The organism is Clostridium sp., assembly GCF_017888565.1.
GTDB lineage: Bacteria > Bacillota > Clostridia > Clostridiales > Clostridiaceae > Clostridium.
In genome coordinates this window covers 1-16,065 of the sequence record NZ_JAGHFX010000108.1, presented here as the reverse complement: position 1 = coordinate 16,065, position 16,065 = coordinate 1, and the positions used below count along the sequence as shown (strand labels likewise).

Here is a 16,065-nt window from a genome sequence, read left to right as displayed (position 1 = left end):
TATTATCTTTCTTCTCTTCTAAATACCTGCTTAATGCTGAAAAACTTCCTATGTCATCCCATATAAAGTCACTTTTTATAACAAAACCCCTTCTGGTCTTTTGCATAACACCAAAATCTATTGATATGCCATCTATTAATGAATACTGCTCATTTATAACTTCCTCTTCATCATCTTCTCCAATGTGTTTATATATCTCCATTAATGATTTATATAATTGAGGAAGATATTTTTCTATCTCTCTTAATATCACATCTGCTCGCTTGACCCCTTTGAGATGCTTGTACACCTAGAATTTAATCTCTTCCAAGAGGCTAATAGACTCAACCTTTACGAAAAGTATTTTGATAAAGCTTCTGCTCTTGGAGTAACATTAGAAGATTTTTATCAAGGAATAAATATATTTCTTGATAGTCACCCCAAATTAAGTTTTGATGAAGGTTATTTAAGACCACCTGACTTCTTGGAGTTTTGTAATTTAATAAAAGTATCACCAAACAAATTATATGACAAATATTATAGATTTGTACTTAGTAAAAATTACTCAGAGATAATACTTAAGCACAGACAATCATTAAATCTTAATCAGAAGGACTTTGCTAAATTAGCTAAGCTTAGTCCAGTTACAATAGGCTATTTTGAAAATAAAAAAAATATCCTACTCGAAGTCAATTTACTCAACTAAAAAAAATAATGAGTCCATAAAATCGACAAATAATTATATATTTAATGTTAAAAAGAGAAAATATTCAAGGTAAATTCTTGTCTATTTTCTCTTCATTTTATTAATTATTATTAGGTAATTAAGTGGTTGTGGTATACCACAACCGCTTAATTGCCTAATTTTTAATAATTATTAGAAATTAAGTATAACTTTAATCCACTTTATAAAGCTTTCCACACCTGTTCCCCCCTGATTGTAAATTAATATTACTAATAATAAACATAATATTAATGTTATTGTTCCATAAAAACATAGTGTTGTATTTTTAAACATTATCTTTATTCTACTATCTACATTTTTATCAAATCTATTTATATCCAAACTATATAAAAATTTATTGTTTCCTTTTAATCTTTCTTTGATTACCCAGTTATATAATTCTCTATATTGCTTTTCATAACGTAAATATGTAGCATTTAAATACCAAAAAGAAATTGAAATTATTATCAAACAAATATTTATTAAAATTAAATTCGTTGGTTTTAGAGCCAATAATATACCTACAAGAGAGACTAACCAACCTTTTAAATAAAATGAATTTTGAGACATCCTATTTATACATGATTGTATTAAGTTAATTTCCTTTTCTAATACATTGTGCAAATCAATTTTCGGTTTAAAATCTTTATCCATTTAATACCCTCTCTGCATTTACAGTCTTATATAACTCATCTAGATATGGCTTTTCTCCCTTTAATTCTTTTTGGCTTATCTCTTTTAAATCACTTATATCTAATTTTATAAGATGACTTAGGTCTACCCTATATAATGAATTAATTTCATTATGGAAAATACCAGAGTACTTTTCTCTTATTTCAACATTTTTATTATTAAGTCTCTTTGGAATTCTTCTACTTATCAAACTAGTAGTTATTAGTTCTGAATAAATCCAAGCTGAAGTTGTTCCTGTCTCAATATTATTCTTAACACTTAATGAATTATCAGTTTCAACAAAAAGTACACATTCTGTTTTATCTATCATTTTGTTTAATGAATTTGAAAGCATCATATGAACATGCGTTGTAGATATATTTCGTTTATCATAATCATAAGAAACTCCATTACTATGTCTACAATATTCTTCATCTATTTCCTTCAGTAAATCATTACAATAGCCCCAAATATAAGAATCTACAAATACATCTACTTTAAACTCAATTGTAAGCCATCCAACTAAAGCATTTATAAGACTTATATCTTTATGAGAATGAGATATAAAAACATCTGCACTTATTGCTGGAAACCAATCTTCTTGCATATTAGTAAAATCTATGAATCCGTCTTTTCTTAAATACTCATCCAGGTCTTTACGTATATTAGCTTTCTTACCTTCCATTATTTGTTTTCCACATTCCTCATAAGAACTTACTAAATCTTTAAGTTCCTCACTATTCTCTAATCTATAACATTTATACATTAAAATCCCCCCATTTATAATTATTTAAATTTTTATTTTTATAAATCCATTCTTATCCCATAATCCCTAAGCCATTCTTTTCTGATTTCATAATCACTCATAACAGAAGCTAATAAGTCCCAAAATATCTGTGAATGATTCTTATAATACATATGGCACATCTCATGTACCACTATATAATCTAAAGCTGTAGCCTTTGCCATTGCACATCTCCAGTTAAATAGGAGTTCATTATTTGATGTGCAGCTAGCCCATCTTTTCTTCTGTTCCTTAACTTTAACATCACTTGGTTTTATATCAAAGAACTTCTGATAATATTTAATTCTTTTCTTTACCTGCTCTTCAGTCTTTTCTCTATACCAAGCCTCCATAACTTCTTTAATAAGTTCATCACTTTTCTCTTTAACATAAACATGGAACTTTCCTCTGAAAAGTTTAACTTTTGAGTTATTCTGTAAAGTTTTATCTACATGTATTTGCAAAGAATAATTTCTTCCCAGGTACATAAAAGATTCTCCATTTACAAACTCCCTGTTAACCCTTTTAGCTTCTATGTTCCTAAATTCAAAAAGTTTTTGAACTATCCAACTACCTCTTGATTTTACTATATTTTTTATTTCTTCTTCTGGAATTCCTGTAGGAGCTACCACTAAAATATCATTAGGTGGCTCTACTGAAATACTCATTGTATCTCTATTTCTAAATTCAACACTGAATTCTATATCTTTTGTTCCGTACTTAATACTGTACCTCATTATTTTCCTCATCTCTCTAATTTAAAGCATCAAAATGTATCTTAGCTAAATTTAATAATGGTTCCATTATTTTTTCTCTGACATCTCTAGATAACTTTTTAGCATACTTCTTAATCAACATAAGTTTTATAGCTCTTTGAATATCATTTGTCTTTGTAGGGTTAGTAACCCAATCAATCATATAATTATCCTTAACTACATTTTTAACATCCTTAGCTATTTCTTTAGATAACTCTATAGTTTCATTACTTACATATGCTTCCTTATCTTCCTTTGCAACAAAATCAGCTTCTCCATCACTATCTTCGTCTAGGTACTTTTTAACTATCTTAAAGAAAGCAAATTCTTTCTCATCAAGTCCTAAATTACTTGCTTCATCTGTAGTACCTTGTTCTACATCATTATTTATAAACTCTTCAAGTCTTTTCTTTCTTTCAATCCAATTAATTTTAGTTTCTTCTAATATCTTCTGAAGTCTTTCCAATAATGATTCATAATAAGCTGGATTTTCTTTCATTTTAATATTTATAGTATGCTTTATAGCATGCTCCATAGCTGATGCTTTAGCTTCATCTGACTTTAATGTATTAATCTTAGCCTTAAAGTCTTTTTCAAATAAAGTTATTGGAGCAATCCAGGCTTTAACTCCTAATGACGTTAAGTGATTTCCTATTATTTCTCTAACTTTTTCTCCACAGTCAGATATATCTATTGAATCACTTGGATTAAATTTAGCTTTAGCTGCTGCTCTAATATATGAAAGCCATTTTAAATCATTTAATATATCTGTATCTACATGTCTAGGTAACAAACTCTCTACTGCTCCAGAGAATTTTTTATACATAAGTTCAAATTCTGCTCTTTTATCCTCTGGCTCAATTTTATTAACTAATGCATCTAAGTCATTTTTATTTATTCCTCTAAACATGCTCATTATAGCTTCTCTATAAGCTAGCATCTCATTATATAAATCATCTAATGAATCCATAGGCTTACCTAATTCCTCTTTATCAAATATAGCTAATGCTTCTTCAAGATAATTAGATATTCCATAGTAATCAACTACATATCCACATTGTTTTGTTATATTTACTTTTTTCACTATGCTAGTCTCAAGTGTTGGGTCTACCTCTCTAGTAAATGTTCTATTAACTCTTGCTATTGCTTGTAATAAAGTATGTTCCTTTAATGGTCTATCAAGGTACATAACTTGCTCAATTGGAGCATCAAATCCTGTTAATAGCATATCCTTAACTATTAAAAAACTTAATTTATCTTTATTTAATGGTTGCTTAAAGCGATTCACTAACTCATCTTGCTGTGTTTTTGTTGAAAAATGCTTCTTTAAATGCACTGGGTCATTATTATTACCTGAGAATATTACCTTAGCTTCAAAGCCTTCTCCTAATATATTTTTCATATGCTTATTTAAAGCATTATAATACTTAACGCAAGCCTCTCTTGATACACATACTATTTGAGCTTTAAATCCATTAGGAAGTATTTGTTCTTTATAATGATGTAGTAAATCTACTACTATATCATTTATTCTTTCTTCTGATTCTACAATAGCCCTTTTAGTAGCATATTTTTGCTTTATTTCAGCTTTTTCTTCATCGCTTTTATCATCAAAAGCTTCATCAAATAAATCTTCTAAAGATTCACCAACTACCTGTAAGTCTGGTCTTCTTCCTTCATATACAATTTTAACCGTAGCTCCATCATCCACTGCTGATTTAATAGAATATTTATCTATATATTCTCCAAAAGTTCTTTTTGTTGATTTATCTTCTTTATCTATTGGAGTTCCTGTAAATCCAATAAATACAGCATTAGGTAATGCTATTCTCATATTCGATGCTGTATCTTTATATTGGCTTCTATGAGCCTCATCTGCTAAAACAATAATATTTTGTTTTGTACTTAAAACAGGATACTCAACAGCATATTTTTGAATAGTCTTCTTACCATCAAATAATACTGCTTTCTCTTCAGTTTCATTTTGGAACTTCTGAATAGTTGTCATTATTATTTGTGGCTGTGGATTAGATAATAAATTTTTCATATATTCAATCTTATCAGCTCTAACTGGTGTTGTAATCTTTGATAAAGTTCTATTAAATGTGCCAAATATCTGCTTATCGAGGTCTATTCTATCTGTAACTACTACTATAGTAGAATCCTTTAACCCATTAGTTCTCTTAATCTTCCTTGCTAAAAACACCATAGTTAATGACTTACCTGAGCCTTGGGTATGCCAAACAACACCACCTCTAGAAAGCTTGTCTTTACCATTTTCAATTCTATCTATAGCTTTATTAACCGCTCTAAATTGTTGGTATCTGCAAACCTTTTTAATAATAGCTCCATTATCAGCTTCAAAAACAATAAAGTTCCTCATTAAATCAAGTAAATTTTTCTTTTCTAAAAATCCTTGAATAAAAATATTTTGTCCACAATCCTTATAGTTTTCTATTTTCTCTTTCTTAAATGGATATGGGTCCTTCCATTGTAAATAATGATTATATTTTGAACTTATTGTTCCAACATAAGCATTGTATCTATTTAAAATTCCAGTAAAGAAGTTGCTATAAAATAATCTTGGAGCTCCTTCCCCTAAAGCTTCATCTCTAACATTCATATATCTTCTTAATTGCTCAAAAGCTTGTTTCTTTCCAATACTTTCATTGCTGCCTTTTTCTAAAAAAGGAGACTTAGCTTCTAAAACCACTACAGGAATCCCATTTATAAAAATAATTATGTCAGGAAAAATGGATTTTCCACTTAAAGTTTGAACTTCAAATTGACGAACTACTAAAAAATCATTATTGTAAGCATCTTCCCAATCTATAAAGTGAACAGTATGTTTCTTCTTTTGACCATCTCCATATAAATCTTGCTCTACTGTAAAATTTAAATCTACAAGTATATCATAAATTTTTTCATTTATCTCCAACAAACTTGTACCTAAACTATCAGCTCTACTAATATATCTTATCGCCCTCTCTAAATTACCTTCATCCATCCAAGGATTAAGCTTTTTTAATGCTGCTCTTAATCTATCTACTAATACAACATCAGCTAAAGAATCCCTAGCTCCACTTGCAGGAATCAATTCTTTTCCATGAATAAAATTGTACCCTAACTTATTCTCTAAATATTCAATTGCTGGTAACTCTACTAAGGTTTCTTCATTTCCTAAGTACGACATTTATATCCCCCTAAATTTTTATAATACTTAATCTTAATTATACACTATTTTACAATTATTAACCTAAAAAAAGTCATAGATTTCTCTATGACTTTCTAGTTAATTATATATATTTTTTCAGTTGACAGCTTCTTAATTTAATAGTTTCATTAGATAGTAACTAAATCTTACTTTACTAAGAATAAGCATTTGAACTCACTAATATTTCATCTATTTGTGTTTTCATATAATCAATTATCTCCTTATACTCTTGTATAAAATATCTATATCTAATTACTTTAGTATTGTATAAAGAACTAGTATTGTTTAAATAATCATTATATTGCTTATAAATTTTTTTTACTGCTTCAAATTCACTAACATATTTCTTAGATAGAGTACCATTTGCATATATCACTCCATACCTTTTCTTAAGAGCATAGATAAATAAATCTTGATTTTCAAGTGTATCCTCTATTAGTTTATTAAATAATTCATCTATTAGAATCATATCTAAAATTGGCATATCGTAATATTTAAGACTTTCTTCCGAATTACTATTATCCAAATTTAAATTATCAATAAATGTCTTCAAATTGAAATCTGTATTTATTTCCTTTTCTAGTTTTTGTCTTACCATTAACTTATGATTCTCTTCAGCAATATTAATTAACCTATTTTTAAGTTGATTAAATTCTTCTGTCTCATCATACGCAAATCCATTATAACCTGACCATAAGTCCTTTTTATATCCAGATAATAAATTTTTGTTCTTATTTATGATTTTATTAAACCATTCATCTAAAGCTTGCTTGTCTCTATTGATAACTCCTTCCCTTGCAAATAATGACCACAAATTATAAATATGTAGTATATCTCCAATATCCACATATTTCCCTAGTTCAAACTCTCTCTCTACTGTACTTATTACTTCCTTAAGTCTACTAGGAGCTAATGAATAAAAATTATTTAGTATAAAATAAACATTATCTTTTTCTCCTTCAATAGTAGCTACATTATCATCTTTGATATTCCTATCTATTAAATTATTATCAAAAATCCCATTAATAATTATATCTTCCCAGCTATCAATTAATGGAATTTTACCAAAATACATAAAAGCCCATATATCCTTCTCTTTATCCTTATTATCTTCATTATATTTATTTAAACTTATATTATATTTATAATAGCAGCTTATTACCTTATATATTATCTCTTTATCCTTTATATCAAGTTCTCCAGATGCAAACTGAGTAAATAATACTAGGTTAATTTCAAACACTTTATACATATAATCTTCATATTCCTTTAATAATTCTTTAGAAATCTTCATTAATATGTAATTATAATTTATTATCGCTTGTCTAATTATCCTCATATTTTTAATATCTAATTTCTTAACTACATCCCTAGCAATATCAAAATATTTACTCTCTTTTAAATCAATATCATTTAAGAAACTTTTAATAGCTTCATCTAAATTAGGTTTAAGTTCAAATCTATATGCAATCAACTTCTCTCTAACCTTTAAATAATTTTTCTCATTTTTCGAATTATTTTTTATATACTCATCTTCATTTGCTACTAATATAACTCTGATACCCTGTTCTATTATTAAATTGGATAAATACCCCAAGATGACATTAGGAGGCAATTCACTTCTTTCTAAATCATCAATAATTATTAGTTTCTTAATTAAGTCTGACTTCTTTATTCTTTTACCAGCTAGCTCTGTTGTAATTTTTTTAATATCAAAATTGCCTGATGTAAGTCCAGTTGCTAAAGTGCTAACAATGCTAAATCCAGTTTTTTAAATATTGGATGTATAGCTTTTATAAACTCCATCTCAAGTTGTTCAATATTTTGTACTCCATACACACTAATATACACAAGCTCACTTTTTTTTAATTTCTTATCTGAGATAACTTTTTCAATAAACCTTTTTATAAACCATGTTTTCCCACATCCCCATTTTCCTTTTAACATTACCGCATATTCTGGATTACTTTCCAACCCAATATACGATTCTAAAAACTCTAGTACATTCTTATTCATATAACCCCTCCATATATGTAAAAACTAGTGATTCTATAATCACTAGCTTTATAATTTTATTTTTATCATTAATCTTTTATTTAGTACCTAAATTTATAAATATACTTATTAACTAAATCCCTTGCTTTACCACAACCTATTGCTCAACCAGATTATCTTCACACTTATTTTAATTATTCTTTAACATTTTTATTTCACAATAAATATATTTTTTATAGAAATCTAACATATTAATATCCTTTAATATTTATATAATCATAATATTTTCAAACTATTAATGATATTATCTTAAAACTATAGCCTTATATTACTTCTTCTTTTGATATTCTTTTCTAATCTACTTTAATTTATCTAATAATATGTCACGCTTTTCCATAATCAATATTTATCTTAATGTTATACTCATTTCCTATATCTAATAACTTTTCTATATTATTTTTATTTAAAGTGGGTGATGCAGTAACTTCAATATGTGGAATAATCTCATCTTTTAAATCAATAAATATTTCATCAATATCTATTGATTTTAATAATACCTCCAGACTTTCTTTATTGAAATTTATACATTGCCTTGGAATACATCTTAATAAATATCTCCACTCTTTTTCTTGTTTCCATTCAGTAGTTTTATGTAATCCCAACCTATTTATTTTCAGAAAATCTTCACTAACAACTTTAGGAAAACAATTTTCTATATCGTCTGTATATACTACTTTATTTAATACTTTGTTGAATTCAATCAAATCATTGGGAACTAAAACACTAAAATACTTAGGAGGTAAAATAGTTTTGGACTCACATTCTAATATCCCATCTCCTCTATATTTATGTAGTTTAAATGGATTACTTGGCATCGTTATTCTTACTCCTGTTTCTTTTTTAGTATAATTATCCCACATATACTTTCTTCCTTTTTTAGAAGAATCTTTTGTCCATGAACTACAAAATATTATATTATCAAATCCCATATAATCCCTTGCTTTACCTTCTAATTTATCATTCATATTTTTTAGTGCACTAAATTTTATACTTTTACTTTCTAATATTTTTTCTAAAGAATCAATATTCGTGTAATGCTCCAATTTAGTAAGGTTATTCTCCATTTATTCTCTCCCTTTATTCTATATTCTTTAATTATACTGTACTTAATATAGCTTATCTCATAATAATCTCTTTACATTTTTATACATATTTATTTTATTATCGATTAACTATTATCTACTTCAAGCTCTTCCTAAACTATTACTTCTACTAATATAACTTATTGCTCTATCTTAATTACTTTCATCCATCTAAGAGCTAAGCTTTTTAATACAGCTCTCAATCTATCTACCAATACAACATCAGCTAAAGAATCCCTAGCTCCACTTTCATGAGTCAATTCTTTTCCATGAATAAAATTGTACCCTAACTTATTCTCTAAATATTCAATTGCTGGTAGTTCTACTAAGCTCTCTTCATTTCCTAAGTACGACATTCTCACCCCCCTAAATTTTTATAATATTTATTCTTAATTATACACTATTTTACAATTACTAACATTATTTTATAAATGAAAAAAGCCATAGATTCCTCTATGACCTAATAAATATTTATTATATTATTTCTCTACCTTATTTTCTAATTAGTATTATCTATCTTTATTAAATTTTCTGGTATTTCATTAAACTTATTAACTACTAACTTACTTATATCCTTCATAGCAACCAATTCTTTAAGTAACTTATCCGCATCCTCTTTTGCTCTTTCAGCTAATTCCTCAAATACTTCATCAGCTATATCCATTCCTTTTTCTACATAATAATCTAAATTTTCATCATAAGCTTCAGAAGCATTATCATCTAAATATTCATTTATATAATTTTGCTTACTAAACGTAGCTAAATCATATAATGTTCCAGAAAATATTTCCTCAATATCATTTACTATATCATTAGATTCTTCTATCAAATCGTCAATACCATCGATATCAGCTTCTATTATATTCTGATTTTGAAATAAATTATTAATTTTCTCTAATAATTCTAAATACTTATTACAAAGTTCCCCAGCCTCTTCTAAATCATTAATACACATAGTATTTTCAGTTTTATTATAATACCATATCTCTTCTCCTCTATGGTCAGCTAATAAATAAAAATTCATATGAAAATTTTCATATATCGATTCAAACATAGATACACTATTATAAACAGCTGTCTTAAGAAGTAAAAATTTATCATCTATCTCATATTCACTTGAATAATTAATAATCCATGGAAAAACTTCTTCTTCCAAAAATTCAATAAATTCTTTATCTCTAGTTATAAACCCTGCTTCAAAATTATTTGAACTTTCTTCAGAAAAATTAGCAGAACCTACATATGCAATATTATCAGTCATAATAATTTTAGAATGATTGGAAAAGCAAAAATATACTTGTGTTTTTTCTGATATTTGCTTTGGATTCAATTTATTCTTATAAACATATATATTTCTTTTTGCTATTTGCTCATAATTACTCTTAAAATAATCTTTCCATCTTCCTGGAATATTAGAAATAATTTTTATTTCAGTATCTTCTCCAGCTTCTTTCAAAGAATTTAATAAACTATTTTTTTCTTTAGATATATTATAAGTTAATATAAATATTTTATTTGCATTATTAAAATCATTTAAAACTTCTTCATATGTTAACTCATCTTTAGACATTAAAAATGTAACTTCCTTAATTGGACTAGATATAATCAATAAACTCTCCCCCATTTATATATAAAATAATTTAAATAACTCTAATTTTTCCTGTTAACATTTGTTGCATTAACCCCTTTTTAAGTTCTTCTAGCTTTTGTTTTTTATTTTCATATTCTTCTATTCTTTTATCAACCTCTGATAATAATAAAGCTATTTTAGTTTGCTCCTGGATACTTGGAATCTGTATTAAAAACTCTCCAAATGTAGTTTTATTTATTATTGGTACTGCTTGTGTCGAAATATAACTTGTGTACATCTTAAAATTATAATTTAAAGCATAATATATAAATTCACTATTTGCCTTATCATTGCATATTATTGAATTTATCTGTTGATTTGTACTTAACTCAGTTCTTGATATTCCCATTTTTCCAATTGTTGACCCAATACACGTTACTAATATAGCCCCCTTAGGTAACTTTCTTGTTTTACTGAACCCTTTATGACTTAACATTTTCACTGTATCAGTTACATATTTTTTTATTCCTAAATCACCAGGTGATACCCATAAATATTCATCTCCATAGTTATCTTTTTCAGATGTTTTAGGAGTACTGCCAGTGACTATTTCTCCTATTAAATCTAACGTCTTAACTTCCCACTCCTCAGGAATCTCCCCAATCTCAGTCTTCTTAAACTTTGTATGTCCAATTCCCTTAGTTAAAAGTTGCTGCATTAATCCTTTTTTAAGTTCCTTATTTTTATTAATAAGTCCATCAACATTATCTATTTGTTCATCTACTGTTGAAAGAATTGAAGCTATTTTTTCTTGTTCCTCTAATTTAGGTACTGGAATTTCTAATTCTGCTACAATTTTATTATTTAAGCTTTGTTGTTTTGTTCCCTGAGTGTACTTAAGCCCTATATAGTCACCATATAGTCTATACCAATGATATAGATACTTATTAGAAAACCCGTCTTTAGGCTTAAAAGCCATACAAGATTGATTAGTAGTTGCTTCAACCCCTGAAATAGCACAGCTTCCTCTTGTACCTGTTGCCTCTAATCCTGTTATTGCTATAAAAAATGTTCCTTCTGGATATAACTCTAAGTTAGTATCTTTAACCGCCTCCTCAGTAATTTTTTCTAAAGTATCATAAATAACCTTATATTTTAGTTCACCACTTGTTATCCATGGTATATCACCAGTAAAATAATCCTCAATTTTTCTACTAGGTGTTGAACCTGCTCTTAAATCACTAAATATATCACCTATTTTTTTAACTTTCCAATCGCTTGGTATTTCTCCAAATTCGTACGCTTTGTATCCTTCTCTAATCTTCTTCACTAAATCACCACCTTACAGTACATCAAAGCCAAGTTCTTTTAAATATCCATTAATCTTTTCCTTAGTTTCTGCTTCCTTCTTTTCAAGTTCTGCTATTTCTCCTAAAACCTTTTGTATATCTACTTGCTCTTCTTCTTCAGTAGTATCAACATATCTACTTATGTTTAAATTACAATCATTTTCTTTTATTGTTTCAATGTCCACAACCGATGCATACTTTTCCAAATCTTCAAATGCATCAAAGGCTTTTACTATCTTTTCTATATCTTTATCTCTAAGTTTATTCTTATTTCCGTCCTTAACAAAATCATTGCTTCCATCTATAAATAGGATTTTTCCTTTTCTTTCTTCTGATTTAGCTTTATTTAAAACAAGTATAGCTGCTGGAATTCCTGTTCCGTAGAATATATTTTGTGGTATTCCTATTACTGCTTCAATTAAATCATCATTAATAAATCCTGCTCTTATTTTTCCTTCTGCCGAACCTCTGAATAATACTCCATGTGGTACTACTGATGCCATTTTTCCTTTCATGTTCAAACTTGATAACATATGCTCAACAAAAGCTAAATCCCCATAAGATTTTGGTGGAATTCCATAATTAAATCTGTGAAAAGCATCACTTTGAGCTTCTTCACCCCCCCAGTTTTTTAATGAAAATGGTGGATTAGCAAGTACTTTATCAAAAACCTTTAAAGCTCCACCTTCAGTATGTTTAGGTTCTCTTATAGTATCACCTTTTTGTATATCTGCACCTTTTGCACCATGGAATAACATGTTCATTTTGCATATTGCCCATGTAGAAAGGTTTATCTCTTGACCAAAAAGACTTAAGTTCTTTGGATTTCCACCGTGTTTTTTAACATATTCTATACTTTGAATTAACATACCACCTGAACCACAAGTAGGGTCATAGATTCTATCCCCTTCTTCTGGTTTTAATATATTAACTAATACCTTAACCACTTCTGTTGGAGTATAGAATTCTCCACCCTTTTTACCACCTTGGTCTGCAAATTGTTTAATTAAATATTGATAAGCATCTCCAAGCATATCCTCTGATGCTAAGTTTGAATTTGCTAAATTTATTGTGCTAAAAAGTATTAAAAGCTGAGATAACTTCTTATCTGGCACCTTTTCCTTATCATTGTAGTTAGTTGTACTTAATACTCCTATAAGCTCTGAATTCTTAGGCTCATCTTCAATAACCTTAAAAGCTTTATCTAATTCAGGTCCTATATTTAACGTTAAATCTTTAAGTTTTGCCCATCTTGCTTGCTCCGGAACAAAGAAACTTTCATAAATAGATGGGTCTTCTAAAAGTTCTAAAATTTCATCTTCCTCTAATCCATTTTCAATGAATTCTTGTTTTCTAATTTCTCTTTCTTCATCAAATTCGTCGTTTATTCTTTTTAAAAATAACATTCCAAATATATAATCTTTGTACTCTGCACCTGTTAATTCTCCTCTTAATATATCAGCACTTTGCCAAAGCTTTGATTCTAATTCTTGTAACATAAGTTTAGCCATAGTCATATCTCCATTCCTATTCTTTCTTAATACCACTTTATCTTAGATGTACTTGTGGACTATATAAATATATTTTATCATAACTTCTATATCCTATGTTAATTAGATAAGCCTATAAAGATTTAAAATTAAATTAAGGTTGTAACTTAAACTTACACTTAAATTACAACCTTAATATTTTTTAAAATCTATCGTTCGCAACCGTTCGCAATCGTTCTTTAATAGTAATTTTTAATCTTCATCAGCTAATATATAACTAATTTTTGAACCTGATCCAACTTTCTTTATTAATCCTAATTTTATCAATTTATTGAATATTGATACACTTTTTGTTTTTCCAAAACCAAATGTTTCAATACATAACTCAGTAGTTATAAATATATTTTTATTTATAAAATCTAAAACTATCTTTTCATTTAATGACAATTCTACATCATTTTCCTCACACCACTCATTATTCTCAATAAATTCATACTTAAATACATCACTTAAATAGTATTTTGTACCTCTCCCTATACCATCAGTCTCTAAGTATTCTTCATCAACTAAAGATGTTAGTATTTTACTACTATTTCTAGAATGAGTATGAAGTAATTGTTGAAGTCTATTATTAGTTACATATCCTTCTTGATGTGCTGCTACTAATGCCACTACTTCTTCTATACTTAATTCATTGTATTTATTCTTCAATGCTGATTTAATCAAAGTTATACTTTCTTCTGGTAACATTGATACTGTTCTTAATATTAGTAATATTCTATCCGGATCATATAACCCTTCTAAATCTGGCGCTAGCCATTCTTGTACCTTCCATGCTAATTGAATATTTTCAAGACCTGATCCTGCTCTTTCTCCAACACCTAAAAGATTAAACATTTTAAATATATTTTCATTCCTTGGATCACTAACTCCACCTTTTAGTGCTTCTTCTCTAGTAATTCTTAAACTTCCCGGATTACTAACTTTAAAGAAAGTTTTTCCTTTCTCTATAACAATTCCTCTTGGAAGCCTATAATCTGCATGTATCAATGCATTAGCAACAGCTTCTCTAACTGCCTCATGAACTCTAGTATCCTCTTGTCTTACTCCATTAACAATTCTAAAAGGTACATTTAAATCATCTGTTATTCTATTTATAATCTTAAAATAAAAATCAAATATATTCCCACTCCATGTCCCATCTGATGATATTACTCTATAATCCCATCTAATCTCTTCTGACATTTTTTCTCTATAGTCTAAAAAATACTTAGGAAACTCATCTGTTATAGTTCTATCTTCAGCAAACATTAAAAGTCCTGCTGCAGTTATTCCCTCTTTACCTGTTTTCCTATCCTTATCATAAGCACCTAACTTATATAAAAATGCCTTATCATCAAGAGATACCCATGGATGATTTGGTTTTACTGATCTTAATCTATTTCAAAACTATCAATAGTATCTTTATTTAAATCCTCCATAGAGAATCCATCTAAAATAATACTATCTTGTGATTCATCTAACTGATCAGCTATCATTCTCTTTATCTCTTCTATAGAACATTTATAATCTCCTGAATGATTTCTCCTATAAGTTCCTGCATGCTTACTTTCATTAAAAGGATTTTCACCTATATAAACTGGTCTTTCTCTTCTTTCTGCTTTTGGAACATTAATTAATATTATTTTCTTATTATGGACTTCTTTTATAGTAATTAGTGAATTATTTAATATGTTAGAACTTACTTTTTTAGGATTATTTAAATTATCCCATAAATCTTTAAGTATATTATCAGGATTTTCTATTCCTGTAACACTAAATACACCCTTCTTTTCTTTTATTCCTAATAAAATAGTTCCTCCATTTGTATTGGAAAATGCAGAATAAGTTTCCCACAAATCCTTTGGTAACCTCCGGATGCTTCTTTACATTCTATTTCTTCATTCTCAACTATTGAATATATATCTATCTCCAATATAATTCACCTCTTTTCCATTAACTTCTTTTATTCTTATACAATTAATTTATAAACTAATTCTTATTAATTTAAAATTTATTTAATAATATTTATCAGGTTTATTTGACATGCAAAAAAGAGTTATCGCTAGCTTATTCTTTCGCTACTAATGCAATAACTCTATTTTGTAATTGAAAATTTAAAATTGAAAATTAAGAAATAAATTCAGCTAAGCTAAATTTAAATATTATATCAAAATTCCTATGGAATTTTTTCCTTAATTCTTTCACTTTTAACTTTTTCACTATTTCACTCTAAATGTAGTCTTCATATTCAGGTTTATTAGTCAGATCATTTAATAAATGCTTTATTTCTTGATCCTTACTCTTGTCCATTATAAGAATAACATCTCCAGCATCTACTATAACTAAATC

14 protein-coding genes and 2 pseudogenes are annotated in these 16,065 nt (G+C 27.6%); 1 reads left to right on the top strand and 15 read right to left on the bottom strand.

Annotation, left to right across the window (positions count from 1 at the left end; translation table 11 throughout):
• A pseudogene (locus tag J7M87_RS20355) lies at positions 1 to 262 on the bottom strand (mannose-1-phosphate guanylyltransferase); the annotation flags it as partial.
• A gap of 15 nt (positions 263 to 277) precedes the next feature.
• Between J7M87_RS20355 and J7M87_RS20350 the strand changes: the two are divergent.
• A complete protein-coding gene (locus J7M87_RS20350; protein ID WP_291654074.1) occupies positions 278 to 685 on the top strand; it encodes a helix-turn-helix transcriptional regulator in 408 nt (135 codons plus the stop codon).
• 171 nt (positions 686 to 856) lie between these two features.
• Here the strand turns inward: J7M87_RS20350 and J7M87_RS20345 are convergent, their stop codons facing one another.
• From J7M87_RS20345 to J7M87_RS20280, 14 genes and pseudogenes are all read right to left on the bottom strand, one after another.
• Positions 857 to 1,357: a hypothetical protein gene (locus tag J7M87_RS20345; protein ID WP_291654072.1), complete on the bottom strand. Its 501-nt coding sequence runs from the start codon at positions 1,355 to 1,357 to the stop codon at positions 857 to 859.
• Positions 1,350 to 2,141, bottom strand: a complete 792-nt coding sequence (locus tag J7M87_RS20340; RefSeq protein WP_291654070.1) for a hypothetical protein — start codon at positions 2,139 to 2,141, stop codon at positions 1,350 to 1,352. Before J7M87_RS20340 ends, J7M87_RS20345 begins: the two co-directional genes overlap by 8 nt.
• 38 nt (positions 2,142 to 2,179) lie before the next feature.
• Positions 2,180 to 2,896, bottom strand: a complete 717-nt coding sequence (locus J7M87_RS20335) for a SprT family zinc-dependent metalloprotease (RefSeq protein ID WP_291654068.1) — start codon at positions 2,894 to 2,896, stop codon at positions 2,180 to 2,182.
• Between the two features lie 16 nt (positions 2,897 to 2,912).
• Complete coding sequence (locus J7M87_RS20330; protein WP_291654066.1) at positions 2,913 to 6,107, bottom strand: type I restriction endonuclease subunit R; 3,195 nt, start codon at positions 6,105 to 6,107, stop codon at positions 2,913 to 2,915.
• 175 nt (positions 6,108 to 6,282) lie between these two features.
• Entirely contained in the window at positions 6,283 to 7,803 is a 1,521-nt protein-coding gene (locus J7M87_RS20325) for a P-loop NTPase fold protein (RefSeq protein WP_365846481.1), read from the bottom strand.
• Between the two features lie 65 nt (positions 7,804 to 7,868).
• Positions 7,869 to 8,144, bottom strand: coding sequence for a P-loop NTPase fold protein (locus J7M87_RS20320; protein WP_291654064.1), 276 nt, complete (start codon positions 8,142 to 8,144; stop codon positions 7,869 to 7,871).
• A 362-nt stretch (positions 8,145 to 8,506) separates the two neighbouring features.
• Positions 8,507 to 9,247, bottom strand: a complete 741-nt coding sequence (locus J7M87_RS20315) for a DUF2971 domain-containing protein (protein ID WP_291654062.1) — start codon at positions 9,245 to 9,247, stop codon at positions 8,507 to 8,509.
• Between the two features lie 158 nt (positions 9,248 to 9,405).
• Positions 9,406 to 9,621 carry a hypothetical protein gene (locus tag J7M87_RS20310; RefSeq protein WP_291654060.1) on the bottom strand — a complete coding sequence of 72 codons (216 nt, stop codon included), beginning with the start codon at positions 9,619 to 9,621 and terminating at the stop codon, positions 9,406 to 9,408.
• Between the two features lie 143 nt (positions 9,622 to 9,764).
• The gene (locus J7M87_RS20305; RefSeq protein ID WP_291654058.1) at positions 9,765 to 10,874 is read right to left on the bottom strand and encodes a phospholipase D-like domain-containing protein; all 1,110 of its coding nucleotides are present in this window, start codon (positions 10,872 to 10,874) and stop codon (positions 9,765 to 9,767) included.
• A 31-nt stretch (positions 10,875 to 10,905) separates the two neighbouring features.
• Positions 10,906 to 12,165 (bottom strand): restriction endonuclease subunit S, encoded by a 1,260-nt coding sequence (locus tag J7M87_RS20300; RefSeq protein ID WP_291654057.1) that lies wholly within the window; start codon positions 12,163 to 12,165, stop codon positions 10,906 to 10,908.
• 12 nt (positions 12,166 to 12,177) lie between these two features.
• Positions 12,178 to 13,695, bottom strand: a complete 1,518-nt coding sequence (locus tag J7M87_RS20295) for a type I restriction-modification system subunit M (protein WP_291654056.1) — start codon at positions 13,693 to 13,695, stop codon at positions 12,178 to 12,180.
• 231 nt (positions 13,696 to 13,926) lie between these two features.
• Positions 13,927 to 14,985: an ATP-binding protein gene (locus tag J7M87_RS20290; RefSeq protein ID WP_291654055.1), complete on the bottom strand. Its 1,059-nt coding sequence runs from the start codon at positions 14,983 to 14,985 to the stop codon at positions 13,927 to 13,929.
• 122 nt (positions 14,986 to 15,107) lie between these two features.
• Positions 15,108 to 15,572, bottom strand: coding sequence for an RNA-binding domain-containing protein (locus tag J7M87_RS20285; RefSeq protein ID WP_291654054.1), 465 nt, complete (start codon positions 15,570 to 15,572; stop codon positions 15,108 to 15,110).
• Positions 15,573 to 15,945: 373 nt separating this feature from the next.
• Positions 15,946 to 16,065: pseudogene (locus J7M87_RS20280) on the bottom strand (mannose-6-phosphate isomerase); the annotation flags it as partial.